The sequence below is a fragment of the Nocardia lijiangensis NBRC 108240 genome, from assembly GCF_001613045.1.
In the GTDB taxonomy this organism is placed as follows: domain Bacteria; phylum Actinomycetota; class Actinomycetes; order Mycobacteriales; family Mycobacteriaceae; genus Nocardia; species Nocardia lijiangensis.
Map to the genome: position 1 here is coordinate 1 of NZ_BDBP01000066.1, position 24,391 is coordinate 24,391.

Genomic DNA, 24,391 nt, shown 5'->3' on the forward strand with positions numbered 1-24,391 from the left:
GCTGCCGCGGCGCCGCCGCCCCGACGCGCCCGCCGAATCGCCCGATCGGCCGGGCGGGGCCGCGGGAACGCGCACGCGCACCGCCGAAGAGGCGCGCACGCTCATGTCGGCCATCGAGAACGGCACCCGGCAGGGCCGCCTGAACCGTGTCGACGACCCGACCGCAACGATCTCCGACCCGCAGGAAGGTGCCGGTGACGACCTCAAAGCCCCGTAGTCTCGACTGGTTGCTAGACGATCTCGTCGAACGCTTGCTCGATGTCCGCTACGCCGTCGTGCTGTCGACCGACGGGCTGCTCCTCGGCCACAGCACGGCGATGAATCGCTCGGACGCGGAACGCTTCTGCGCGATGGCCTCCACCCTGCACGGCGTGGCGCGCAGCGCGGGTAGTCATTTCGACGCGGGCGGTGTCTGCCAGACGGTGGTGGAACTCGACCGTGCGGTGCTGTTCATCACCGCCGCCGGCGACAACGCGTGCCTGGCGGTGCTCACCGCCGAGAACGCGAACATGGGCATGGTCGCCTACGAGATGAACCAAACCGTGCAGCGCGTCGGCGCGCACCTCTCGGTCGACCCGCGCCCGCAACCGCTCGACGAGGTCGGTTCGCGACGGCCATGAACGACCCGCGGGAGTCCTGGTTCGACGAGGAGGCGGGCCCCCTCGTCCGCCTCTACGCGGTCACCCGCGGGCGCTCCGGCGGTGGCCGCCCCGAGCTGAACATGCTCACCCTCGTGGTGCGCGCCGGATCGCGGACGCTGCGCCGCACCGAACCCGAATACGCCGAGATCATGCGGCTCGCCCGCGAGCCGCAGTCCATCGCCGAACTGGCCGCGCAACTGAACCTGCCGTTGACCTCGACCAAGATCCTGGTCGGCGATCTCATCGACGACGGCCTGCTCGACTTCCGCGATCCCGAACCCACGCCGGAGGCAGGTCCGCGGGACGTGGATGTGCTGCGCGCCGTGCTCAAGGGAATTCAGTCGCTCTGAACCCCGCTCAACTCAGCCGCGCGACAAGGCGTTTGGCGTTCATGTAGGCGATCGCCTCGATCGACACCATGGGGTTCACACCGGACGCGGTCGGGAAGCAGGACGCGTCCGCGACGACGATATTGGGCACCTCCCAGGTCGCGCCGTCGGGATCGGTCGCCGACATGTCGCGGGATCCGCCCATTCGCGCCGAGCCCATGATGTGCAGCGCGCCCATCCCGCAGCGACCGGGCTCGTACCCGGCCGCGAGGCAGGCCGCGGCGAACTCCGCGTGCGAGCCGCTCACCCCCGGCTCGTACACCGCGCCCGCCTGATGCCCGGAGAAGACGCGCCGCGCGCCCGCCGCCTCGAGAATGCTTGCGGCGCCCGCGATCCCGGTGTGCAGGTGATCACGGTCGTGCTCGGAGAGCCGGTAGCGGACGACGGGCTCGCCCGCCCGGTCCACCGTGACGCGCCCGTGGTCGCGGTCGCGGGTGATCACGCCGACGGCCGCGGTGCGTGCCAGGTCCAGCATGGCGGCGCGGTGCTCGGCGCCGCCCCGCCAGTTCATGAAGCCGACCAGCAGGCCGGGGTGCAGCGGGCCGGTCTCGTAGATCACGCCGAAGCCGTGCTCGTCCAGATCGCTGTGCTTGCGCGAGATCCGGGTCTGCAGCCCGCCTTCCCACGGCCGGATCTCCTCGTCGAAGACGCCGAACACCGCCGAGGCCGGATGCAGCCGCAGGTAATCGCCGATGTTCTTGTTTCGCAGTCCGGAGCGGCGCAGCAGCGCGGGTGTCTGGATGGCGCCCGCGGCGACGACCACCGCCCGGGCGCGGACCGTGAACTCCGCACCGTCGGCGGTCACCGCCCGAATGCCCTCGGCGCGGCCACGTGCCACCTCGATGCGCCGCACGTCGGCCCCGACCACGAGACGCGCGCCGTGCGCGGCCGCGTCGGCCAGCCAGGTCTTGGTCACCGTCTGCTTCGCGCCGAGCCGGCAGCCGTAGCCGCAGCGACCGCACTCCACGCCCGCGTCGCAGGCCGCGGTGACATTGCGGGGCAGCGGGGCGACGTCCCAGCCCAGCGCCGCGAGTCCGCGTTCGAGCACCCCGTCCCGCGCCGAGCCGGGCGAGCGGTCGTAGGTGACGCCGAGCCGCCGCTCCACGGCGTCCAGCGCCGTGCTGTATTCGTCGTCGGCGAACTGGGTGGCGCCCAGGCTCGCCCATTCCGCGCGCACCTCGTCGGGGGTGCGCAGCGAGGTGCTCCAGTTGACCACCGTGCCGCCGCCGAGGCAGGTGCCCGCCACCAGGGTGAGCTGGCCTTCCGCGGTGGCCGCGGGACCCGGCGCGTACAGGTTCAGCAGCGCATCGAGTTCCCCGGCGCCGAAATCGGCGTCGTCGTAGTACTCGCCGCGCTCCAGGACGATCACGTCGAGACCCGCCTCGGCCAGCACCGCCGCAGCCGCGCCGCCGCCCGCACCGGAACCGACCACGACGACGTCGCAGTCGAGCGTGCCGCCTGCCTCGGGCCGCACCGGATGCAGGGCGGGCTTCGGCGCGCCGGGCAGCGGTCCGGGCGGGGCGGGATAGCCCATTTCCTTCCACAGCGGATTGCTGCCGTCGGGTCCCGGCGTGGTGTAGTACGCCAGCAGCGCGGCTTGCTTGAGCGCCTGGAAGATCGCGCGCTTGGCCCCGAACCGCGATTCGCCCAGGCGAAGCAGCAGCCGTTCGCGATCGGCCTGCGAGCGGGCGGAGAACCGGCGCGGACCCATGCCAGCGAGCAGGCCGAGAACCGGCGAATCCCACAGGCCGAGCAGCGTCGCCACCTGTTTGCGTTCGGCCTCGCGCGGATTGCGGGAGAGCAGCTGGACCACCACGTCGGCGACGCCGAGTGCGGAGGCGGGCGGCAGCGCGAGGCCGTCGCCGGGCGCGAACGTGTCGCAGATCAGCTCCAGCGCCGCCCGCTGCCCTGCCGTGAGTTCCATCGCGTCCTCCCCGAGCCCGAAAACCGTGCGGCGCAATCGGAATTGCGGCTCACTTGAGTTCCACCGAGCTCGAACCCTACTCCGGAGATTTACCGGCGTAAAGCCAGATTTACAACCCAACCATATAGGGCACCGTCAGCATTTACAGAGAATGCAGAACAACTTCGTGGGCGATGTTCACGGTGCGCGTTCACGCCGGTTCGGGTTGGCAGCGAGGGCAATAGTAGATGCCGCGCTCGCGCTGCGTGAGGCGATCCGACGCCGGGCTCGTCTCGCCCAGCGGCCGCACCTCGATCCGAGTGCCGCAGCGCTGACAGGGACGGCGCTGACGGCCGTAGACCAGGGCTCGCCACGGTGGCCGGTGCGCCGCCTCGGTGAGAACGCGATGCGCCTCGTTGACCAGGGCGAGCAGATCCGGCACCGCGGCGACCGGGGTGGCCGGGTGCACTCTGCGGAGAAAGCAGACCTCGCTGCGGTAGATATTGCCGATGCCCGCCAGATTGCGCTGGTCGAGCAGGGCAAGGCCGACGGGTTGCGCGGGATGGCACGCCAGGCGCCGAACCGCCTCGGCCGCATCCCAATTCGCGCCGAGCAGATCGGGGCCGAGGTGATCGGTCGCGGTGTGCTCGTCGGCGCGGCCCAGCACCTCGACGGTGCCCAGCGAGAAGCCGACGGCCTCGGTGTCATCGGTGCCGAGCACCACGCGCGCGGTCACCCGCGGCCGGGTCCAGCGCTCGCCCGCGCAGTAGGTGCGCCACTCCCCCTCCATCTTCAGGTGGGTGTGGATACTCGCGGTGGTGGTGCGGATGAACAGGTGCTTGCCGTAGCTGCCGACCTCTTCGACCAGGTCGCCGACGAGGTCCACCGTCGCATATCGCGGCACCCGGAAATCACTGCGCACCAGCGTCTTTCCGGCTAGCGCGAGCCGCAGCCGGTGCGCGGTCAGGAAGACGGTGTCCCCCTCAGGCATGGACCGCCCCCGCCGTCACGGTTGCCTCCGCAGCCGCAGGCCGCGCGGCGTGGCGGAGAAGCCCGCCTCCGTGAGGAAGCCCGCGAAGGTGTTGCCGTGCACCGTTTCTCCGTCCACCCGGTCGATCACCAGCGAGTCGACCCGGCGGCGCCGGACCAGCTCGGCGAGTTCCGTCGCGGCGGCTTGGCGCGCGTTCGGGTCCTCGGTGAAGGTGAGCAGCGTCTTGCCGCCGCGCTCGAGGTAGAGCACGAGCTCGCCGTCCACCAGCACGACGAGCGCGCCCGCCTTGCGGCCCGGCCGATGGCCGCTGTCGCCGTCGCCCTTGGGCCAGCCGAGCGCCGCGCCATAGGGATTGGCGGGGTCGCAGGCGGCCAGGACCAGCGCGTTGCCCTGCCGGGCCGGATCGCCGTAGCGGGCGGTGTCGAAGGAGCGCAGCCGGTCGACCACGTCGGTGGTGGAGAACTGCGCGCCGCCGAGCGAGTCGACGAAGTAGCCGCGGCGGCAGCGGCCGCGATCCTCGAATTCGGTGAGCACCCGGTACATCAGCGCGAAACCGCCCGCCACGCCCTCGTTCTGCACCGATCCCCTGGTCAGCACGCCGTAGCGCTCCAAGAGAGTGTCGGCCGTGGCATGCGCGCGAATCGTGTTGTCGGCGACGCGTTCCGGCAGCAGCGACCAGCGCCCCGCGACGGCGGGCGGTCCGGACCTGGTCGGCATGCTCGGGCGGGGCAGGTAGGCGCGGCCGCGGGGCGCGCGGCGCGGGGTTCGGTGCGCGGTCGTGGTGCGCGAGGTGCCCGCGAGCAGGGCACGTACCGGTGCGAAGGTGTCGCCGGAGACCACACCCGCCCACACCAGATCCCACAGCGCCGCGGCCACCGCCTTGTCGTCCAGCAGACCGGTGGTGTCGGAGAGCTGGCGGAAGAAATAGGCGCCGCCGCCGTGCAGCACCGGGGGCAGCCGGACGGGCTCGGCATCGCTTCTGGGCGTTGAGGCATCGGCCGGGAGCTCGTCCGCGACAGGGGCGCCATCGAGCGCCACCGCGTCTCGGTCCGGCGGACCCGAGGTGAGCGGCGCCCGCGCCGACAAGGACGCGCCGAGCCCGTCGAGCAGTCGCAGGTGCACCTCGGACAGCTCGATCTCGTCCGGCGGCGCCAGCGTGAACGAGGCCTGCTCGGCCAGGTGCAGCGCGATCCACCCGTCCTTGGCCGTGATGGCGCCGTGCCCGGACCACATCACCTCGCCGGTGGCCATCAGCTCGTCCAGCATCGCGGGCGAATAGTCGCGGACGCGGGCGGGCAGGATCAGCGACTCCCACGCCGAGGCCGGAATGGGCACTCCGGCAAGCTGTTCCACCACGGCCGCGACACCGTCGACGCCGCGCAGCTCGCCCGTCTCGACGTGCTGCCAGGACGGCAGAAAGCGCCCGAAGGCCGCGGTCGCGACCGGCTCCACCTCGTGCCGCGCCGCGGCGAGCGACCTCCGCCGCAGCCGCCGCAGCACCTGGGTGTCGCACCATTCGGAACCGCTCGCCCCCGGCGTGAATTCGCCTTCGACCGCGCGCTTTTCGGCCACAAGGCGGTGCAGCGCCGCGGCGGCGACGGCGGGGCCGATGCCGAAGCGCGCGGCGGCGGCCTCGGTGCTGAACGGGCCGTGCGTGCGGGCATAGCGGCCGATCAGGTCGCCGAGCGGGTCGGCGACCGGTTCGATGAACGCGGCGGGGGTGCCGATCGGCAGCGGGACCCCGAGTGCGTCGCGCAGGCGGGAGGCGTCTTCGACGGCCACCCACCAGGTCCGGCCCGCGAACGAGACCTCCAGCGCGCGCCGGGCTTTCGCGAGCTCGGCGAACCAGGGACGCGGATCGCCCGCTGGTTCGTCGGCGGCGCCCGAATCCGCCATCGCTTGCTCGTCGGCGCCACTCGGCGCCGCCTCGTTGGCACCGCGCGGCACCGCGTCGTCGGCGCCACTCGGCAACGCATCATCGACACCACTCGGCATCGCCGCGTTGTCACCGTGCAGCACTGCATCATCGACACCACTCGGCAACGCATCATCGGCAGCGCGCGGCACCGCCGCGTTGTCACCATGCAGCACTGCATCATCGGCACCGGACGGCAGCACGTCATCGACAGGGCGCGGCACCGCCTCGTCGGCACCGTGCGGCCGCACAGCACCCACACTGCGCAGCGCCGCCTCTTCGGGCGTCAGCGGCCCGAGCAGGCGCAGCAGGTCGGCGAGGCCCTCGGCGTCGCGCGCGCGTCGTTCCGGGGTGAGCCGTTGCAGTTCGCGTTCGGTCTGTTCGAGCACCGCGGGATCGAGCAGTTCGCGCAGTTCTACGCGACCCAGCAACTCGGCGAGCAGGCCGGAATCCAACGAGAGCGCGGCGGCCCTTCGCTCGGCGAGCGGGCTGTCGCCCTCGTACATGAACTGGCCGATGTAGTCGAACAGGAGCGCGTTGGCGAACGGCGAAGGCGTCGCGGTCTCCACCTCGACGATCCGCACCTGCCTGCGCGCGACCCGGCCGAGCAGATCCCGCAGGTTCGGCAGGTCGTAGACGTCGCGCAGGCATTCGCGCACCGTCTCCAACAGGATCGGGAAGTCCGGGAACTTGCGCGCCACGTCCAATAGCTGCGCCGAGCGCTGCCGCTGTTGCCACAGCGGGGCGCGCTTGCCGGGATCGCGCCGCGGCAGCAACAGCGCACGCGCCGCGCATTCGCGGAACCGGGATGCGAACAGCGCCGAGCCGCCGACCTGTTCGGTGACGATGTCGTCGATCTCGTCCTGTTCGAAGACGAACAGCTCCGCGCCCGGCGGATCGTCGGTGGTGTCGGGCAGCCGCACCACGATGCCGTCGTCGGAGGCGGTCGGCGCGGCGTCCACGCCGAATCGCTCGCGCAGCCGCGAACCGACCGCGAGCGCCCACGGCGCGTGCACCGGCAGGCCGTAGGGCGAGTGCAACACCAGCCGCCAGTCGCCGAGTTCGTCGCGGAACCGCTCGACGATCAAGGTCCGGTCGGTCGGCAACTGACCGGTGGCGGTGCGCTGATCCTCCAGCAGGGTAACGAGATTCGCGGTGGCGTTGTCATCGAGTCCGGCGGCGCGAACGATGCGGCCGAAACCGTCGGTCTCCGCCTTCGGACCGGAATCGCCCGCTGGGCCACCTTTCCCGCGCTTGGCCGGAGCCTTTCGGGGCGGAGGCGCTGCACCGTCGGTAGGCTGGGCCGCCCTGACCAGCGCCTCGGCGGACTCCCGACCCGCCTTGCGAATGAATTCGCCCAGCGCCGCGCCCAATTCGGCGGGCCTGCCCAGACCGTCGCCGTGCCAGAACGGCAGCCTGCCCGGCTGTCCGAAGGCGGGTGTCACCAGCACACGGTCGAAGGTGATCTCCTCGATGCGCCAGCTGGTCGCGCCGAGGGCGAACACGTCGCCGACGCGGGATTCGTAGACCATCTCCTCGTCGAGTTCGCCGACCCGCGAATTCCGTTCACCCACCATGTACACCGCGAACATGCCGCGATCCGGGATCGCGCCGCCGGAGGTCACCGCCAGCCGCTGCGCGCCGGGACGGCCGGTGAGCGTGCCCGCGTCGCGATCCCACACCAGCCGGGGGCGCAGTTCCGCGAATTCGTCGGAGGGATAACGGCCGGAGAGCAGGTCGAGCACCGACTCGTAGGCCGAGCGCGGCAGCCCGGCGTAGCTGCCGGTCCCGCGCACGATGTCGAACCAGGTGTCCACGTCGACCGGCTCGAGCGCGCAGGCCGCGACGGTCTGCTGGGCGAGGATGTCGAGCGGGTGGGCCGGGATCTGGATCGCCTCGATCTGTCCGGTGACCATCCGCTGCGCGGCGACGGCGCAGTGGATGACATCGGTGCGGTGCTTGGGGAACAGCACGCCGCGGGAGATCTCGCCGACCTGGTGCCCGGCGCGCCCGATGCGCTGCAGGCCGCTCGCCACCGAGGGCGGCGCCTCCACCTGCACCACCAGGTCGACCGCGCCCATATCGATGCCGAGTTCCAGGCTGCTCGTCGCGACCACGCAGCGCAGGCGGCCGCTCTTCAGGTCGTCCTCGATGAGCGCGCGCTGCTCCTTGCTCACCGAACCGTGATGCGCGCGGGCGAGCAGCTGGTCGGCACCGTGAATCACCTCGGTGGACGCGCCGAGCAGCGCGGGCGGGGCGTGCGCGGTGTCGATCGGATCGCCGAGCCGGGCCGCGTACGCCTCGTTCAGCCGGGCCGTGAGCCGCTCGGCCAGCCTGCGCGAATTCGCGAAGACGATCGAGGAGTTGTGGTCGAGAACCAGGTCGACGATGGCCTCGTCGACGTGCGGCCAGATGGAACCGGGCTGATCGGATTCGCCTGGCTCGGTCATGTCGGGCACCGGCACCCGCACCGACAGGTCGAAGGTCTTGGGTGCGGGCGGCCTCACGATGGTGATCGGCGCGTTGCCGACCAGGAACCGGCCCACCTCCTCCGGCGGCCGCACGGTGGCCGAGAGTCCGATGCGCTGGGCGGGCCGCTCGGTCAGCAGGTCCAATCGGGCCAGCGACAACGCCAGGTGGGAGCCGCGCTTGGAACCGGCGATGGCGTGCACCTCGTCCACGATCACCGTCCGCACGGTGCGCAAGGTCTCGCGCGCCGCGGAGGTGAGCAGGAGGAACAGCGACTCCGGCGTGGTGATCAGGATGTCGGGCGGGGTGCGCTGCATCGCGCGCCGGTCGGCGGCGCTGGTGTCGCCGGAGCGCACGCCGACGGTGATGTCGGGCGGGTCGAGGCCGAGGCGTTTGGCGGTCTGGGTGACGCCCACCAGCGGCGCGCGCAGGTTTCGCTCCACGTCCACCGCGAGCGCCTTCAGCGGGGACACGTACAGCACCGTCGTACCCGCGTGGGCGACCTCGTTGTCCGCGTTCTCGTCGTTTCGGCGGCGTGTCCGGCGCTTTTTCGCCTCGCCCTCCCGTCGCTCCCGCGCGGCCAGTTCGTCGATCGCCCACAGAAACGCCGAGAGGGTCTTTCCCGAGCCGGTGGGCGCGACGACCAGGGTGTGTTCGCCGGCCGCGATGGCCTGCCACGCGCCGAGCTGGGCCGAGGTCGGCGCTGGGAAGGCGCCGTCGAACCATTCCTGGGTCGCGCGGGAGAACATGGCGGTGGAGAACGTGGCCATGCGATCAGTCTGCACCCCGCCACCGACAGGCACCCGGCCGCGCAGCGGCAACCGGCCGCTCTACTCTCCTCGCCAAGGCAAGCCGTGAAACGCGAACACAGCCTTGCCCTGCTCCAACACGCTCACGACCATCGCGGCAGGTGCCGGAGCGAAGATGTTCACCACCTCGAGCTCCTCACCGCGCCGATCACGGTCGAGAACGTATGCCCGCCGACCATTCTCGAACTGCCGCAACATGCCCGACGGCCACACATCCGGCCGAGCGCCCTGACAACACAACAGCAGGCCCCGCTCCTCCAGGTACTCGCGGACAGCGAGCAGGCGGCTCAGATAGTCATCATCGATCGACCCGAACGCGCCCTCACCGATCAATTCCACCCGCGCCACCGACGGCTCACCCAGACGAAGCACGACCGGCCGGAGCACGCCCGCAGAATCAACCGCCGTCAGGTGCACAACCTCCGACATCCCACTCCCATCGCCGCCGCGGATCCTACCTACGCCGAGTCCTCGACCGAGCCTGTCGAGTGGGGCCAAGACTCGCCGGTCGTCATGCGATTCGAGGCCCCGGGTGGGCCGAACTCATCGGAACGCTCCACGTCTGCCCACTCTCGGGAGCGTCCCGACCGGTGTTGATCGTTTCTGCTGTCGAAACCTCTCAACAATTTCCAGCTAGATGACTTTGGGGAGGGCCCGTTCGATGATCGGGGTGGTGTCGAGGGCCGTTGGCAGAGTTCCGTAGGCGGATCCCCAGTCGCGGTGCAACCGGGTGGCGCAGAACGCGTCTGCGACGGCTGGATGTCCGTGCCTGACCAGGAGCGAGCCCTGCAGGGTGAGGGCCATGGTTTCGACGAGGCGACGGGCGCCGGCTTGGACCAGGTCCAGATCGTCGGCGGTCAGCAGGGCGCCGAGCTCGGTACGCAGACGATCGGCGGCGGCATCGAGGTTCCGGTCGGCGCCGGCGGCTTTGTCGACTTCGGCGAGGAAAGCGGCGACGGTCTCCGGCTGCTTGGCCATGGCGCGCAGCACGTCGAGCGCTGCGACGTTGCCGGAGCCTTCCCAGATCGAGAGAACCGGGGCTTCACGGTAGAGCATGGGCATCCCCGATTCTTCGACATAGCCGTTGCCGCCGAGGCATTCGAGGGCTTCGGCGATATGTGTCGGCCAACGCTTGCACAGCCAGTACTTCGCCACGGCGAGCGTGAGCCGTTGGAAGTGGTCTTCGGCCTCGTCGCCGTTCTTCGCCCGGTCGGTCGCGGCCGCGAGCCTGGTCATCAAGGTGGTGGCGGCCTCGGCCTCGACGGCCAGATCCGCCAGGACGTTGCGCATGAGCGGCTGGTCGATGAGCTGGCGGCCGAACGCACGGCGATGAGCGGTGTGGTGGATAGCTCGAGTGAGGCCGGCGCGCATGCCCGACGCAGCGCCGATCACACAGTCCAATCGGGTCAGATTGACCATCTGGAGAATTGTCGGCACACCGCGGCCTTCCTCGCCGACCAACCAGGCCGTCGCCGCGTCGTACTCGACCTCGGCGGAGGCGTTGGAGTGGTTGCCGAGTTTGTCCTTGAGCCGCTGCAAGTGCATGCGGTTGCGGGTGCCGTCGGGTAGGACCCGCGGGAGCAGGAAGCACGACAGCCCGCCGGGCGCCTGGGCCAAGAGCAGGAAGATGTCGCTCATCGGGGCCGAGGTGAACCACTTGTGTCCGGTGACCAGATAGGAGCCGTCGGCCTGCGGCACGGCACAGGTGGTGACGGCGCGCAGATCCGAGCCTCCTTGCTTCTCGGTCATCGACATACCCGCAATCAGGCCCGTCTTGGTGAGCGGCGGTCGAAGCCCGAAATCATAGGACCGCGAGACCAGCAGCGGCTCATAGGAACTCGCCAGGGCGGGGCTCTGCCGCAGCGCGGCGACGCTGGCATAGGTCATCGAGATCGGGCAGATGTGACCGGCCTCCGTCGGCCAGACGTACAGCTTCGCCGCCCGAGCGAGGTGTGCGTAGGGCCGGTCGTCGTCCCAGGCCGATCCGTGCAACCCGTATCCGACCGCGCGAGCCATCACCTCGTGCCAGGCGGGATCGAACTCGACCTCGTCGATGCGGTGCCCATACCGATCGTGGGTGCGCAGGACAGGTCGATGAGCGTTGGCCTGCCGCGCCCACGCCTGGACCTGTTCCGAGGCGGCCATGGCGCCGACCTCCCGGACCTCGGCCTCGGCCTCGCCGCCCCCGTCCCGGTGCAGACCCTCGAGCAGAGCCGGATCGTCGGCCGGATTGTGGCCGGTCAGCGGGGGAACCTGGTTGAAGACCACATGGGTCATTACGTCTCCCAAACATAACGTAGTTGTGTTACGCTAAAACCATGGCACGCGCACCACTGGGACGTCAACAGCTCCTCACCGCGGCTAGGGCCGAACTCGTGGCCGGGAACGGCAACCTCGACCTCGCCTCGGTCACCCGGCGGGCCGGGGTCACGAGCGGAGCTCTCTACCACCATTTCGGGTCGAAGGCCGGACTGGTCACGGCGATCTACACGTCGTTCTACGACGGTCTCGACTCGCTCTTGTCCGATGAGGGACTGCCGGACGAGTCCGATTGGAGCGCACGGGAGCGCGAACGCACGCGCCGAATCGTCGAGTACCACTTCGCCGATCCGCTCGCCGAGATCTTCCTGAACCGCGCGGCCCCCGATCCGCAGATTGCCGAACTGGAACCTCTGCTGATCCAGCGCGTCAGCGATGCCACGGCACGCAACATCCGGCGCGGCCAGCAACTCGGTCAACTCGACGCCGACATCGACGCCGACAGCGCGGGCGCCTACATAATCGGAGGACTGCGCCACGCATTGGCGCAGCAGCTACGCACCGTGCCACGCGTGTCAACGGAAACGGCCACCGCGCTGCTGTGGCGGTACGTCGCAGCCACCCTCGCCCTCCCCACAACGAAGTGAGGACAGATTCGAGCCCACGACGCGTGACCGAAAGGCAAACCGCGCGCTACCCGGTGGCGCCCGTCTAGCCACCTAGCGAGGGATAAAGGTCCGCTCCCCGGCGCCGGGTCGTACGCTTCCACCGTGCAGAAGGTGCTCAGACTCGACTTGGTCAGCCATGGGATGACCGAGGCGATGCGAAAGGCACGCTTTCCAGTCGACGAATCTCTCACCGAGGCGGGCCGCCGCGCCATCGCCGGCTGCACGCCGCTCACCGCGCCGCGGGTGCTCACCGGACCGGAACGTCGCACCGTCGAGACCGCGGCCCTGCTCGGCCTGCCCGGCGAGGAGGACGACCGGCTGCGTGATCTGGATGCGGGCGCGTGGCGCGGCGGCGAGCTGATGTCGGTGCCGCAGGACGAGCTCTACGCCTGGCTGACCAACCCGCAGTTCCGCGGGCACGGCGGGGAGTCGGTGCTGGACGTGATCGAGCGGACCAGGTACTGGATGGCCGAGATCGCGTCCGGTGGCATGTCCACCGTCGCTGTCACCCATCCCGCCGTGATCCGCGCGGCGCTGCTGGTCACCCTGGACGCCCCGCCGAAATCGTTTTGGCGGATCGATATTCCGCCGGGCAGCGTCACCCGGCTGCACTATCGCGGCGAATGGACGCTGCACTTCTCTCCGTGAACTCGGAGCCCCAGCTCACTCGGCGCGCGACGACGTCGACAGTTCGGCGACGTTCAGCAACAGCCGCACCGCGTCGGTGATCAGCCGGGCCGACAGGGACGGGTCGATGGCGCGCTGAATGCCGAGCCCGAGACCGAGGCTCAGCACCGTGGCCGCGGCGTCTTCGGCGGGCATCGGCAAGACCAGCCGGAGACTGTCGGCCAGGGTCTGCAACTGCGCGGCCACCGCGCCGCGCACCGCGCCGAGGTTGGACACCAGCGCGGCCCGCAGGTCGGGATCGTCGCGGGAGAGCGTGGCGAATTCGAATTCGAGCATCGTCCAGCCGACATCGCCGAGGGTGCGTTCGGCCCACTCCTGAAGCCGCACCAGCCGGTCGTCCAGGCTCGCGTCGGCGGCGACCAGTTCTGCGACCTCGCCGAACTTGGTGGCGTGGATGTGCTCGAGCACCGCCAAGCACAACTCCTTCTTGGTGCGGAAGTTGGAGTAGACCGCGCCTTTCGAGTAACCGGCCTCCTCCGCGACCCGCTCCATGGAGGTCTTCGCGTAGCCGTCGATCAGGAAGAGATCGCGTGCCGTCGCGATCAGATCCGCCCTGGTGCGGGCCTGACTCTCGGACCGGGTCAGTCGTGCCATGCCGCGATTCTACGTACCGCAAGATTTCGGATACCGAGAGAATTTGAATTCTGCTAGTGTTCGAAACCATGGGTAACAACAACCGGTCACAGCGACGTGGCCTGGCCATCGGTTGCGGCGGCACGGTCGGCGCCGCGTGGATCGTCGCCGCGCTCGCTGCGGTGCGCGACGTGCTCGATTGGGATCCGCGCGAGGCCGACGTCCTGATCGGCACCTCGGCGGGCGCGGAAATGGTGACCATGCTCGGCAGCGGCATCGGCGTCGAGGACCTGGTCGCCATGCAGGAAGGCCGGAGCACCAACCCGATCCTGCTCGCACACCTGCGCGACGAACCGGGACGATTCCCGCCGCTGCCACGGCCGCGCCTCGGCGCACCGCGGCTGAGTCTGCGCGGAGCGGGCTCGGCGCAGCGGCTGCTGACCGCGGGCAGTGGCCTGCTGCCGATCGGCGGCGGCGACGCCGGGTGGTTACAACGGCTCGCCGAGCGGCTCAACCCGGACCGCACCTGGGTGCCGCACCCCGCGACCTGGCTGGTCAGCATGGATTACGCCACCGGAGAACGGGTTCCGTTCGGCGCGCCGGACGCTCCCGAGGCCACCATCGGCGAGGCGCTGCGCGCGTCCTGGGCAATCCCCGGCTGGCTGCCGCCGGTCTCGATTGCCGGTCGCCGGTTCGTGGACGGCGGCGCCGGGTCGACGGCGTCGGTCGATCTGCTCGTCGGGCAGCAGCTGGACGAGGTTGTGGTGCTCGCGCCGATGGCCTCCGCGTCGCGCGTGCCTGCCACCGGTCCCGGCCATTTTCTGGAGCGTCAGCTGCGCGACCGGATGAGCGCCCAGCTCGCCGCGGAGATCGCCGACCTGCGCGCCGCGGGCACCCGGGTGCTGATGCTCGGCGCCACCGCCGAGGATCTCGCGGTGATGGGCCCCAATTTCATGGACGGCCGGCGCCGCCTCGACACCTTCCGGCACAGCCTGCGCAGCACCCGCCGCGCCCTAGAACAAGGAGTCTTCGCATGAGAATCCTCGGTCACGGATACCCCGCCATCGATCCGCGGGACGCCAGGGTGTTGATCACCGGCGCGGGCCGCGGCATCGGCCAGGCCACCGCCCAGCTCTTCGCCGACGCCGGGGCCCACGTCGCCATCGCCGACGTCGACACCGAAGCGGCCGAAGCCGCCGCCGCGGCCATCGGCGCCCGCGCCTTCGCACTCGACGTGCGCGTGCGCGACCAGTGGGACAAGGTCGTCGCCGATCTCGGCCACATCGACATCCTGGTCAACAATGCGGGCGTGATGCCCGCGGGCGCGTTCCTCGACGAGCCCGACGTGGTCGGGCACGCCACCTTCGACATCAACGTCTGGGGCCTGATCCACGGCATGCGCGCGGTGGCGCCGGGAATGATCGCGCGCGGACGCGGGCACATCGTGAACGTCGCCTCCCTGGCGGGCAAGATCCCGATCCCCGGCCTGGCCGTCTACAACGCCAGCAAGTTCGCCGCCGTCGGGCTTTCGGCCGCAACGCGTGTGGAGTTCGCCGAGCATGGTGTCAGCGTCAGCTGCGTGCTGCCTTCGGCCGTGCGCACCCGGCTGTCCTCCGGCCTGACCCTCGGCCGCGGGATGCCGACCGTCGACCCGGAAGACGTCGCCGCCGCGATCGTGGGGACCCTCCAGAGCCGCAAAGACGAAGTGGCCGTGCCGAATTACCTCGGCCCCCTCGACATCGCCCTCGCCGCCGCGCCGGAACGCGCTGTGCAGTTGGTCCGCAAGCTCTTCGACGGCAACCGTGCGCTGAGCCCCGCCGACGCGGACGTGCGGGCGAAGTACGAGGAACAGGTCCGCGCGATCACGGAGTGAACCACCCGCGCCTCGGTGTCGGCATCGAAATCCTTTGGCGCGCAACCGGCTGTCGATCAGCATCGTCCGTGCGTCGGCGGCCCCGGGCCGTCTGTCACGGCAGCAGGCAAGGCCTCAGGAACGATCACGTCGACGTGAGCACCATGCCGAGCGCTGCGGCGCCGTCGAGCAGGGCGCGCGAGCGGGCATCGATGCTCGCGTCTCGCGCGGCCAGCACGGACGAGATCTCGTGCCATCTGCGGGCGCGGCGTAGCTCCGGCATCAGGGCGCGCAGCGGGGCGATCCGGTAACCGGCCATCCGTAGCTGATGGATGATCCGCGCGTCTCGGACGTCGCTCGGTGCGTACTCTCGCGCGCCCTGCGGCGTGCCGCGACGGGGGGCGAGGAGCCCTTCGGCTTCCCAGTGCCGCAGGGTCGAGGGCCGCACGCCCAGCGCGCCCGCGAGTTCCGCGACGCCCATCGAGTCCGCGGGCCGGATATCGTCCATCGGCTCGACGGTGATCGCGCCCGCCGCCTGCTTCGCCAGCTCCAGATCCCGGCGCTCCGTATCGAGCCGGGCGTGCGCGGCGTCCAGGCGAGCGAACAGGTCCGAACCCGGGTACGCGTGCGCGGCGCGCACGATCCGCTTGGCCTCGACCGGGCCCGCGCCGACCGCCAGTGCGCGATACGCCAGTGCGGCATGTAGGTGCGACTCCGTGTAGGTCCGGTAACCGGCGGCGGTACGCGTCGCCGGAGGCAGGACCCCATCACGTTCGAGGTTGCGCACCTGCTGGACCGAGCAGCCCGCCCGCCTGGCGATGTCGACCGTGCGCAGTCCAGGCGAATTGCGACTTGTCATCCCGGTATCTCGACCTTCTCGGCGCGAAGTCTCCACAAGCACATGAATGAAACGCTAGAACACATGGAGATGGACGAGATCATCGAATTCGTCGCGGGACTCGACGGCGTTCTGACGTTGCGGCCACAACCCGGCGATGGTTCCCCCGAAGTCAGCTGGGGCGACACGTACTTCTATTACGCACCCGACGGCGTCGTCCCGCGCACGCAGCCCTTCGCCACGATCGTGACGAAGAACTACCCCGGCGACGAAACCTCGCACCTGGACAGGCCCGGCACCTTCCGCGTCAACTTCTTCGCCGGAAAGGACGCCTTCCAGAGCCGGACAGGCCGCGCGCCCCGCGACCCCGATCCACATGACACCGACCCGAGCGCCACCGACACCCTGATAGCGCACCCGGTCTACGGCAGCCAAGGATGGCTTGCCGTAGTGAATCCGGGCCCACGCACGGAAGCAGCAGTGCGGGAACTACTTACAGCCGCCCACAACCTCGCCCGCTCGCGCCGCCAGCGCCGCACCTGATCAGACCCGCCGGCGACGCATACGCACAGGCTGGTTCGCGCCGGTTGTGGCGTGCACCTAGCGGCGAAAATACCTGTCCCACACCAACAGCTCGGCAGCCTCGACATCGGTGGCTAACCGGCGTCGGCGTCCTCGCAGACCTTTCATACGCTTCGCAGGGCCCGCAACCTTTGCGAAGCGTATGAAGGCTCTGCGAGGACTCTTCGCTGGCCTGGACAGCGGTGCAGGAAGCGCAGCGAGCCGCTCAGCACGCGTCGCTCCCGGATACAGGCCAGCAGCCGTCGGCCACCGGCGTGCGGTAGGTGCGGGCGCGGTGCTGGCGGGCGCCAGCGGTGCCAACGCAAGCACGCCGATCATGGCGGCAACTGCGGCCGTTTCTCCTCATCGGAAGGTCCTTGTCCTCGGCGCTCGTATTGCGTTCGAGCTGAGAGCAAGCCAGGCGATCGAGGCGACCGTAGGCAGACCACGATTCGTGGGGCGAGGGCGCTTCGGGGTCGGCGCAGCGAGCCGGAAGTTCACGTGGTGGACGCGCGCGCGTCGGAAACCGTTCCTGTTCGCATGGCAGTCATCTGAGTAGGGCGCGGCGCCGGGTCCGCAGGGATACGCGCGGCCGCGGAGTGTTAGTTGCCACTCAGTTGCTAACAGTTCGGCCCTCGCCGACGACAGCCCTTGCGGCCGACCGCTACTCACCCAACAGGAGCAGGAACGATGACGACCCGATCGACGCGGGGCTCGCGCTCGCCCCGTGCGATTGCCGTGCAATATGTCGCGGCGCTGGTCGCGCTGATGGCGACGGCCGTCTTCAGCTACCTACTCCTGAATTCGCCGCAGCCGACGGGCACCGCGGAAGTTCCGCACCCGAGCGTCACCCAGCACTCGTCGCGCTGAACATAACTAGACCGGTCGTCATAGCTCGAGGTACCGTGACCTCGTGTCCCCACGAACCGACTCGCGGCAGCGCTTCCTCGATGCTGCCGCCGACCTCTTCCACACCAAGGGCTATCACGCCACTGGCCTGAACCAACTGGTCAGCGCGGGCGGCGCCCCGAAGGGCTCGCTGTACTTCCACTTCCCCGGCGGCAAAGAGCAGCTCGCGGCCGAGGCGCTGACCCAGTCCAGCGCGCAGCTGCGCGACACCTTGCGCGCGATACTCGCCGGCGGCGAAACGGACGCGGTGTTCGACGCCCTGGCCCAGAATCTGCTGGACTCCGATTTCCAGCGCGGCTGCCCGCTCGCGACGGTCGCGCTGGACGCGGCCGCCGAGAGCGAGCCGATCCGGCAGGCCTGCGTCGCCGGATTCGACTCGTGGCGGGAAGCGATCGACGAGTTCCTGCGAGACAAGGGCGTCGACGAGGAGCGCGCCGCGCAGCTCTCGGTCGTCGCGCTGACCATGCTCGAGGGCGGGCTGATGCTCGCCAAGACCCAGCGCGACGTCGCCCCGCTGCGCACCGTCGCCGACCACCTCCGCACCACCCTCGAACGGGAGCTGTCCTGATGCGCATCCACCACCTCGACTGCGGCACCATGCGCCCCTTCGGCGGAAAACTGCTCGACGGCGCGCCCGGCCTGCTGCGCCGGGCCGAAATGGTCTGCCACTGCCTGCTTCTCGAACTCGACGACCGGCTCGTCCTGATCGAGACCGGAATGGGCGAGCAGAGCGTGCTCCGCCCGAACGAATGGCTCGGCCGTCGCTTCGTCAACCTCACCCGCCCGGTCTTCGACCTGGAGCGCACCGCGGTGCGGCAGGTGGAGGCGCTGGGATTCCGCCGCGAGGACGTGCGCGACATCGTGCTCACCCACCTCGACCTGGATCACGCGGGCGGCCTCGCCGATTTCCCGCACGCCACCGTGCACGTCTACGACGAAGAGCTGCGCGCCTTCCGTGGCGCGCACACCGCACAGGAGCGATTCCGTTACCGCGCGGCACAATTCGAGCACGGACCGAAATGGCACTCCTACACCGATCACGGCGAGCAGTGGTTCGGCTTCGAGGCCGTGCGCGACCTGGCCGGGCTGCCGCCGAGCCTGCTGCTCGTGCCGCTGGCGGGGCACACCCGAGGCCACGCGGGCATCGCCGTCGACACCGGCGACGGCTGGCTGCTCGCCGCGGGCGACTCGTATTTCCATCCCGGCCAACTGGATCTCGCGCATCCGCACCAGCCGCTCGGCGTCACCCTGTTCGAGCGGAGCGTCGAGACCCTCGGCGGACCGCGGCGCGAGAACCAGCAGCGCCTGCGCGATCTGCTCCGCGAGCACGGCGCGCGGGTACGAATCTTCTCCGCGCACAACGCCGCCGAGCTGCGCGCCTTCCAGGGCGTGCCCGCCTGAGCCGAAACCCTTGACCGCGCACGCCTTCTCGCTTAACTTACAAAATGTCAGTTAAGGGAGAGGGTGCGGCCATGGACGATCCGCGGCGCTATGTGGTCATCGGCGGAGGACTGGCGGGGCTCGCGTCCGCGGTCTGGCTTGCCGAGGCAGGGAAACAGGTCACGCTCCTGGAGCGCCGCGGACGGCTGGGCGGGCGCACCCACGCCATGCGGGTCGAGGCCGTCGACGATCCGCCCGACAACGGCCAGCACGTGATCGCCAGCGGCTACGAGCACCTGTTCCGCTACCTCACCAGCGTCGGCACCCGCGAATTCGTCGCCTTCCCGCACCGGGCCACGCTCCGCTGGCCGGACGGGCGCGCGGCGAGCATGTCCACCAAGGGATTCGGGGCGCTGCGCACGTTCACGGGCGCGCATCCCGACGCGAGCGCCCTGGATCGGCTGCGCGCGGCCACGGCCACCCTGCGCCTCGGGTGGCAATGCCTGCGCCAGCCTGCCGATCTGGCCGATCTCACCACCGACCAGTGGTTCCAGCGGATCGGCATGCCCGCCACTGCCCGTGAGGCACTGTGGGATTGGCTAGCGCTCGGCATCGCCGCCGAGCCCGTGCAGCGGGAATCGGCGAAGGTGTTCGCCGACGTGCTGGCGACCGGCATCCGGCTCGGCGTCCGGCACCGGCGCCCGGTCACCATCGGCTATCCGACGACCGACCTCGACACGCTGTATGTCACCGGGGCCCAACGGGTTTTCCAGCGGCACGGGGTGGAGGTCAGGCATCGCGCCGTGGCACGGCGCATCCACATCGAAGACGGCAAGGTGACCGGCATCGCGCTGGCCGACGGCTCGGTGCTGCCCGCCGACGCGGTGGTCTGCGCGGTGCCCAACTCCTCGATTGCGGGTCTGCTCGACGACCTGCCCGAGCACGCCGAAATCTACGCCGCGGCAGACAAACTCGGCCACACCCCGATCGTGAGCACCAACCTCTACCTGGACCGCCCGCTGGGCACCACGGCCGAATTCGAGGCGCTGATCGGCGGCACCGGCATCATCGACGAAGTTTTCGATCGCCAGCTGATGACCGGGCGCAGCACCGACAAGGCCTGGCTGTACTGCCTCACCACGAGCGGCGCCTACGAGCAGATCCACAAGACCAACGACGAGATCGTCGCCGAACAACTCGACCTGCTGCGCCGCTACTACCCGGCGGCGGCCTCGGCCCGAGTCGTGCAGGCCCACGTGGTGCGCATGCCGAAAGCGACCTTCTCCCAAGTGCTCGGCACCCACGGGCTGCGACCGGGCCAGCGCACCTCGGTGCCCACCCTGGTGCTGGCGGGCGACTGGACCGCCACCGACTGGTCGGCGACCATGGAGAGCGCGGCGCAGAGCGCAGCCAAGGCGGTGGACCTGCTGCTTGCGCTACCGTCTGTGCCGTGACCACGGAGCAAGCCTCCCGCGCGCCCAAGCGGCGCATGTCCGCCGCCGACAGGCGCACCCAGCTTCTGGACGTGGCCCGCGACATCGTCGCCGCCGAGGGATTCGGCGCGGTCGGCATCGAGCGCGTCGCCCGCACCGCCGACGTCGCCCGAGCCTTGGTCTACCAGCAGTTCACCGATCTATCCGGCCTGATGTCCGCGCTGCTCGACCGGGAGACCGCGATCGCCATGGCCGGTGTGCGCAGCGTGGACTGGGTGGGCACCGCCGACGACGTCGACCAGGTCGGCCGCGGTGTGCTCGCCTACCTGCACGCCGCGCCGACCAGCTGGCGCATCATGCTCAGTCCGCCCGACGGCGGCCCGCCCGAGCTGCGCGACCGGCTCGAGACCGGTCGCACCTACGCGCGGGCCATCGGCGCGCGACACCTGTCCCGCTACGCCGGGGTCACCATCGATCCGAACGGCGCGACGGAACGGATCATGCTCGCCGCCATCGAGGAACTGGCCCGCCTGCATCTGACCGACCCGGCGACCTATCCGGACGAACTCGTGCTGCGCTACCTGCGCTCGCTGGTGGACTGGGCGGTCGGCGTCGAGGCGCCTTCCTCTGCGCTCGGCCGATCCTGAGTTCAGCCGTCGGTGGGTACCGGCTCCAAGATCTGCGGGCGCGGCTCGGGGGCGGCGGCCCGCAGGGCATCGGCCGAGGCGTCGTCGGGCTGGGTCTGGGAACGGATCTCGGCCTCGACCCTGGCCTGGTAGGTCCTGATCTCGCGATCGATCTCGGCCTCGTCCCAGCCGAGCACCGGCGCAACGAGCCGGGCCACCTGTTCGGCGCAGTGCGCGCCCCGGTGCGAGTACTCGATGGAGATCCTGGTGCGGCGGGCCAGAATGTCGTCCAGGTGCAGCGCGCCCTCGGCCGCCGCCGCGTACACCGCCTCCACCTGGAGGTACGAGGGCGCCTCGGTGATCGGCTGCAACAGTTCCGGCTTACCGGCGGCCATCGCCATCACCTCGTCGATGAGCGACCCGTAGCGATCGAGCAGATGCTTGACACGGTACGGGTGCACGCCGTACGCCTCGGCCAGCTGCACGGTCTGATTGACCAGCGCGAAATAGCCGTCCGCGCCGAGCAGCGGCACCTTCTCGGTGATCGACGGCGAGACCCGGGCCGGAATGTCTTGCGCCGCTTCGTTCACCGCGTCGTAGGCCATCACCCGGTAGGTGGTGTACTTGCCGCCCGCGATGGCGACCAGTCCCGGCGCGATCCTGGCGACGGCGTGCTCCCTGGAGAGCTTGGAGGTCGAATCGCTCTCGCCCGCGAGCAGCGGACGCAGACCCGCGTAGACGCCGGTGATGTCGTCGCTCGTGAGCGGGGTGACGAGCACCTGGTTCACCCGATCGAGCAGGTAGTCGATGTCGGCCTTGGTGGCGGCCGGGTGCGCCAGGTCCAGATTCCAGTCGGTGTCGGTCGTGCCGATGATCCAGAACGCGCCCCACGGGATGACGAACAACACCGAGGTGGCCGTGCGCAGGATGATCGCGGTGTCGCTGACGATCCGGTCGCGCGGCACCACGACGTGCACGCCCTTGGAGGCGCGCACGTGGAACCGGCCGCGGTTGTGCGAGAGCGCCTGGACCTCGTCGGTCCACACGCCGGTCGCGTTGATCACCACGTGTCCACGCGCCTCGCCCGAACGCCCGTCCTCGGTGTCGCGGAACCGCACGCCGACGATCCGATCCGATTCCCGCAGGAACCCGACGACCTGGGTGGAGGTGCGAATGACCGCGCCGTAGTGCGCGGCCGTGCGTGCCACCATCATGGTGTGGCGGGCGTCGTCGACGACCGTGTCGTAGTAGCCGACGCCGCCGATCAGCGAATCGCGCCGCAGGCCAGGCGCCAGCCGCAGCGCCCCCGCCCGCGTCAGGTGCCGCTGTCCGGGAACGGATTTCGCGCCGCCCATGGTGTCGTAGAGCACCAGCCCCGACGCGACGTACGGCCGCTCCCACACGCGGCGGGTCAGCGGGTAGAGGAAACGCAGCGGCTTCACCAGGTGCGGCGCCAAGGTGGCCAGCGACAGCTCGCGCTCCCGCAGCGCCTCCCGCACCAGCCCGATTTCCAGCTGCTCGAGATACCGCAGCCCGCCGTGGAACATCTTCGACGACCGGCTCGAGGTGCCCGAGGCGAGATCCCGCGCCTCTACCAGCGCGACCGAGAGACCACGGGTCGCCGCGTCGAGCGCGATGCCCGCGCCGACGACGCCACCGCCGATGACGATCACGTCGAAATGTTCCTTGCCCAACCGCTGCCAGGCCGTATGGCGCTGTTCCGGGCCGAGGAACTGCGATTCCGGTTTCATGGTCATGCTCGACTCCTCCAGCCGACGCGCCTGCGTCGGACGTTTGGGTCTTCACGGGCACCGTTCGAGCTGTTCAGGTACAGGCTATGCGAATCGCCACGCCGAGCGCCGGTCGGTGCGGCTCCGTGTGTCGTTCAGAACTACTCGCCGGTAACCAGCTCAGCCTAACCGGCGCGGGCGGCCCGCCGCGATGTGATACCGAGCGCGCGGGTCGTTTAGTAACCTGCTGCCATGCGTCGCTATGTGGCCGCCATCGATCAAGGCACGACATCGAGCAGGTGCATCGTCTTCGACCGGCATGGCCGCGTCGTCGGGGTGGCTCAGCGCGAACACGAGCAACTCTTCCCGCGGCCGGGATGGGTCGAACACGATCCCGAAACCATCTGGCGCAATACCGAACTCGTGCTCGGCGAGGTGCTCGAGCAGAACGGCCTCGGTGCCGGTGACATCGCCGCCGTCGGCGTCACCAACCAGCGCGAGACCACCGTGGTCTGGGAACGCGCCACCGGCAAGCCGATTCACCACGCCATCGTCTGGCAGGACACGCGCACCGATCGGCTCGTCACCGAACTCGGCGGCGACGAGGGCCCGACCCGCTATCAGGATCGGACCGGGCTGCCGCTGTCCACCTACTTCGCGGGCCCCAAGCTGCGCTGGATCCTGGACCACGTGCCCGGCGCACAGGAGCGCGCCGAGGCGGGCGAGCTGTGCTTCGGCACCATCGACAGCTGGGTGCTGTGGAACCTGACCGGCCTGCACATCACCGATGTCACCAACGCCTCCCGCACCATGCTCATGGATCTGCGCACCCTGCAATGGGATTCGCAGATCTGCGCGGATTTCGGCGTACCGGAGGCGATGCTGCCGCAGATCCGCAGCTCCTCGGAGGTGTACGGCGAGATCGCCTCCGGTCCGCTGCGGGGCGTTCCGGTCGCGGGCATCCTCGGCGACCAGCAGGCCGCCACCTTCGGCCAGGCCTGCCTGGTCCCCGGCGAGGCCAAGAACACCTACGGGACAGGCAATTTCATGCTGCTCAACACCGGGACCACCCCGGTGTTCAGCAAGCACGGGCTGCTCACCACGGTCTGCTATCGGCTGGGCGACCAGCCCGCGGTCTACGCGCTGGAAGGCTCCATCGCGGTGACCGGCTCGCTGGTGCAATGGTTCCGGGACAACCTCGGGATCATCGACTCCGCCGAGGAGATCGAGCAGCTGGCGGGCAGCGTCGAGGACAACGGCGGCGCCTACATCGTGCCCGCGTTCTCCGGGTTGTTCGCTCCGCGCTGGCGGCCCGACGCCCGCGGCGTGATCGCCGGGCTGACCCGCTTCGTCAACAAAGCGCACCTGGCGCGCGCGGTCCTCGAATCCACCGCGTTCCAGACCCTCGAGGTGGTCGACGCGATGCGCGCCGACGCCGAATCCCAGCATCTCGATCTGGAGCTGACCACGCTGAAGGTCGACGGCGGCATGACCGGCAACGACCTGCTCATGCAGTTCCAGTCCGACATCCTGGAGGTCCCGGTGGTCCGGCCGGTGGTCACCGAGACCACCGCGCTCGGCGCGGCGTACGCCGCGGGGCTCGCCGTCGGCTACTGGTCGGGCACCGACGACATCCGCGCCAACTGGGCCGCCGACACCACCTGGCATCCGAGCATGACCGCCGAGGACCGCGAGGAGCACGTCGCGGCATGGAACAAGGCCGTCGAGCGCACCTACAACTGGGTCGACTGACGCGGG

General features: G+C 70.1%; 21 protein-coding genes and 2 pseudogenes. 14 read left to right on the top strand and 9 right to left on the bottom strand.

Translation table 11 applies throughout. From position 1 onward, the window contains the following. The 3 genes from NL1_RS38225 to NL1_RS23380 all read left to right on the top strand — a co-directional run. Positions 1-217 (top strand): hypothetical protein (locus NL1_RS38225; RefSeq protein WP_162272762.1); only part of this gene is annotated, 217 nt, incomplete at its 5' end. A 10-nt stretch (positions 218-227) separates the two neighbouring features. After that, on the top strand, positions 228-620 hold the full coding sequence (locus NL1_RS23375) for a roadblock/LC7 domain-containing protein (protein ID WP_373862586.1): 393 nt from the start codon (positions 228-230) through the stop codon (positions 618-620). Next, positions 617-991, top strand: a complete 375-nt coding sequence (locus NL1_RS23380; RefSeq protein WP_067843161.1) for a DUF742 domain-containing protein — start codon at positions 617-619, stop codon at positions 989-991. The genes NL1_RS23375 and NL1_RS23380 overlap by 4 nt, the downstream gene beginning before the upstream one ends. A gap of 7 nt (positions 992-998) precedes the next feature. On the opposite strand, the gene NL1_RS23385 is transcribed toward NL1_RS23380, so the two are convergent. The 6 genes and pseudogenes from NL1_RS23385 to NL1_RS23405 form a co-directional block, all read right to left on the bottom strand. Next, on the bottom strand, positions 999-2,954 hold the full coding sequence (locus NL1_RS23385; RefSeq protein WP_067843296.1) for a GMC family oxidoreductase N-terminal domain-containing protein: 1,956 nt from the start codon (positions 2,952-2,954) through the stop codon (positions 999-1,001). 190 nt (positions 2,955-3,144) lie between these two features. Beyond that, on the bottom strand, positions 3,145-3,924 hold the full coding sequence (locus tag NL1_RS23390; RefSeq protein WP_067843163.1) for a DNA-formamidopyrimidine glycosylase family protein: 780 nt from the start codon (positions 3,922-3,924) through the stop codon (positions 3,145-3,147). A 15-nt stretch (positions 3,925-3,939) separates the two neighbouring features. Continuing rightward, a pseudogene (locus NL1_RS40430) lies at positions 3,940-7,023 on the bottom strand (Lhr family ATP-dependent helicase); the annotation flags it as partial. A gap of 147 nt (positions 7,024-7,170) precedes the next feature. Beyond that, a pseudogene (locus NL1_RS40435) lies at positions 7,171-9,078 on the bottom strand (DEAD/DEAH box helicase); the annotation flags it as partial. Positions 9,079-9,138: 60 nt separating this feature from the next. Next, the gene (locus tag NL1_RS23400; protein ID WP_156095003.1) at positions 9,139-9,534 is read right to left on the bottom strand and encodes a hypothetical protein; all 396 of its coding nucleotides are present in this window, start codon (positions 9,532-9,534) and stop codon (positions 9,139-9,141) included. 216 nt (positions 9,535-9,750) lie between these two features. Beyond that, positions 9,751-11,394 carry an acyl-CoA dehydrogenase family protein gene (locus NL1_RS23405; protein ID WP_067843172.1) on the bottom strand — a complete coding sequence of 548 codons (1,644 nt, stop codon included), beginning with the start codon at positions 11,392-11,394 and terminating at the stop codon, positions 9,751-9,753. Positions 11,395-11,435: 41 nt separating this feature from the next. Here NL1_RS23405 and NL1_RS23410 point away from each other — a divergent pair, with 41 nt between their 5' ends. Together NL1_RS23410 and NL1_RS23415 are read left to right on the top strand one after the other, a co-directional pair. Next, the gene (locus tag NL1_RS23410; protein ID WP_067843174.1) at positions 11,436-12,023 is read left to right on the top strand and encodes a TetR/AcrR family transcriptional regulator; all 588 of its coding nucleotides are present in this window, start codon (positions 11,436-11,438) and stop codon (positions 12,021-12,023) included. A 123-nt stretch (positions 12,024-12,146) separates the two neighbouring features. Beyond that, positions 12,147-12,692 (top strand): histidine phosphatase family protein, encoded by a 546-nt coding sequence (locus NL1_RS23415; RefSeq protein ID WP_067843177.1) that lies wholly within the window; start codon positions 12,147-12,149, stop codon positions 12,690-12,692. Between the two features lie 15 nt (positions 12,693-12,707). Here the strand turns inward: NL1_RS23415 and NL1_RS23420 are convergent, their stop codons facing one another. Further along, a complete protein-coding gene (locus tag NL1_RS23420; RefSeq protein ID WP_067843180.1) occupies positions 12,708-13,325 on the bottom strand; it encodes a TetR/AcrR family transcriptional regulator in 618 nt (205 codons plus the stop codon). A 68-nt stretch (positions 13,326-13,393) separates the two neighbouring features. Here NL1_RS23420 and NL1_RS23425 point away from each other — a divergent pair, with 68 nt between their 5' ends. Both NL1_RS23425 and NL1_RS23430 read left to right on the top strand, forming a co-directional pair. Beyond that, a complete protein-coding gene (locus tag NL1_RS23425) occupies positions 13,394-14,341 on the top strand; it encodes a patatin-like phospholipase family protein (protein ID WP_067843299.1) in 948 nt (315 codons plus the stop codon). Then, positions 14,338-15,177, top strand: coding sequence for an SDR family oxidoreductase (locus NL1_RS23430; RefSeq protein ID WP_067843183.1), 840 nt, complete (start codon positions 14,338-14,340; stop codon positions 15,175-15,177). Before NL1_RS23425 ends, NL1_RS23430 begins: the two co-directional genes overlap by 4 nt. A 124-nt stretch (positions 15,178-15,301) precedes the next feature. Here NL1_RS23430 and NL1_RS23435 read toward each other — a convergent pair whose 3' ends face one another. Next, a complete protein-coding gene (locus tag NL1_RS23435; RefSeq protein ID WP_067843186.1) occupies positions 15,302-16,015 on the bottom strand; it encodes a MerR family transcriptional regulator in 714 nt (237 codons plus the stop codon). 63 nt (positions 16,016-16,078) lie between these two features. Between NL1_RS23435 and NL1_RS23440 the strand changes: the two genes are divergently transcribed. The 6 genes from NL1_RS23440 to NL1_RS23460 all read left to right on the top strand — a co-directional run bounded on the left by NL1_RS23440 (position 16,079) and on the right by NL1_RS23460 (position 20,924). After that, complete coding sequence (locus NL1_RS23440; RefSeq protein ID WP_067843189.1) at positions 16,079-16,537, top strand: DUF6194 family protein; 459 nt, start codon at positions 16,079-16,081, stop codon at positions 16,535-16,537. 708 nt (positions 16,538-17,245) lie between these two features. Further along, positions 17,246-17,425, top strand: a complete 180-nt coding sequence (locus NL1_RS37810; RefSeq protein WP_156095004.1) for a hypothetical protein — start codon at positions 17,246-17,248, stop codon at positions 17,423-17,425. A 43-nt stretch (positions 17,426-17,468) separates the two neighbouring features. Continuing rightward, positions 17,469-18,032 carry a TetR/AcrR family transcriptional regulator gene (locus NL1_RS23445; RefSeq protein WP_067843191.1) on the top strand — a complete coding sequence of 188 codons (564 nt, stop codon included), beginning with the start codon at positions 17,469-17,471 and terminating at the stop codon, positions 18,030-18,032. Further along, positions 18,032-18,865 carry an MBL fold metallo-hydrolase gene (locus NL1_RS23450; RefSeq protein WP_067843194.1) on the top strand — a complete coding sequence of 278 codons (834 nt, stop codon included), beginning with the start codon at positions 18,032-18,034 and terminating at the stop codon, positions 18,863-18,865. Before NL1_RS23445 ends, NL1_RS23450 begins: the two co-directional genes overlap by 1 nt. A gap of 44 nt (positions 18,866-18,909) precedes the next feature. Beyond that, complete coding sequence (gene hpnE, locus NL1_RS23455) at positions 18,910-20,298, top strand: hydroxysqualene dehydroxylase HpnE (RefSeq protein ID WP_373862587.1); 1,389 nt, start codon at positions 18,910-18,912, stop codon at positions 20,296-20,298. A 35-nt stretch (positions 20,299-20,333) separates the two neighbouring features. Further along, entirely contained in the window at positions 20,334-20,924 is a 591-nt protein-coding gene (locus tag NL1_RS23460) for a TetR/AcrR family transcriptional regulator (RefSeq protein ID WP_067843302.1), read from the top strand. A gap of 2 nt (positions 20,925-20,926) precedes the next feature. Here NL1_RS23460 and NL1_RS23465 read toward each other — a convergent pair whose 3' ends face one another. Next, positions 20,927-22,660, bottom strand: coding sequence for a glycerol-3-phosphate dehydrogenase/oxidase (locus NL1_RS23465; protein WP_067843199.1), 1,734 nt, complete (start codon positions 22,658-22,660; stop codon positions 20,927-20,929). Positions 22,661-22,885: 225 nt separating this feature from the next. On the opposite strand from NL1_RS23465, the gene glpK reads away from it, so the two are divergent. Then, on the top strand, positions 22,886-24,385 hold the full coding sequence (glpK, locus tag NL1_RS23470; protein WP_067843202.1) for a glycerol kinase GlpK: 1,500 nt from the start codon (positions 22,886-22,888) through the stop codon (positions 24,383-24,385). Positions 24,386-24,391: the final 6 nt, after the last annotated feature.

Coding starts and splice junctions, on each gene's coding strand:
- NL1_RS23380 (WP_067843161.1), top strand. CDS start 617: ATGAACGACCCGCGGGAGTCCTGGTTCGACGAGGAGGCGGGCCCCCTC.
- NL1_RS23385 (WP_067843296.1), bottom strand. CDS start 2,954: ATGGAACTCACGGCAGGGCAGCGGGCGGCGCTGGAGCTGATCTGCGAC.
- NL1_RS23390 (WP_067843163.1), bottom strand. CDS start 3,924: ATGCCTGAGGGGGACACCGTCTTCCTGACCGCGCACCGGCTGCGGCTC.
- NL1_RS23405 (WP_067843172.1), bottom strand. CDS start 11,394: ATGACCCATGTGGTCTTCAACCAGGTTCCCCCGCTGACCGGCCACAAT.
- NL1_RS23410 (WP_067843174.1), top strand. CDS start 11,436: ATGGCACGCGCACCACTGGGACGTCAACAGCTCCTCACCGCGGCTAGG.
- NL1_RS23420 (WP_067843180.1), bottom strand. CDS start 13,325: ATGGCACGACTGACCCGGTCCGAGAGTCAGGCCCGCACCAGGGCGGAT.
- NL1_RS23425 (WP_067843299.1), top strand. CDS start 13,394: ATGGGTAACAACAACCGGTCACAGCGACGTGGCCTGGCCATCGGTTGC.
- NL1_RS23430 (WP_067843183.1), top strand. CDS start 14,338: ATGAGAATCCTCGGTCACGGATACCCCGCCATCGATCCGCGGGACGCC.
- NL1_RS23435 (WP_067843186.1), bottom strand. CDS start 16,015: ATGACAAGTCGCAATTCGCCTGGACTGCGCACGGTCGACATCGCCAGG.
- NL1_RS23440 (WP_067843189.1), top strand. CDS start 16,079: ATGGAGATGGACGAGATCATCGAATTCGTCGCGGGACTCGACGGCGTT.
- NL1_RS37810 (WP_156095004.1), top strand. CDS start 17,246: ATGACGACCCGATCGACGCGGGGCTCGCGCTCGCCCCGTGCGATTGCC.
- NL1_RS23450 (WP_067843194.1), top strand. CDS start 18,032: ATGCGCATCCACCACCTCGACTGCGGCACCATGCGCCCCTTCGGCGGA.
- hpnE (WP_373862587.1), top strand. CDS start 18,910: ATGTCAGTTAAGGGAGAGGGTGCGGCCATGGACGATCCGCGGCGCTAT.
- NL1_RS23460 (WP_067843302.1), top strand. CDS start 20,334: ATGTCCGCCGCCGACAGGCGCACCCAGCTTCTGGACGTGGCCCGCGAC.
- NL1_RS23465 (WP_067843199.1), bottom strand. CDS start 22,660: ATGACCATGAAACCGGAATCGCAGTTCCTCGGCCCGGAACAGCGCCAT.
- glpK (WP_067843202.1), top strand. CDS start 22,886: ATGCGTCGCTATGTGGCCGCCATCGATCAAGGCACGACATCGAGCAGG.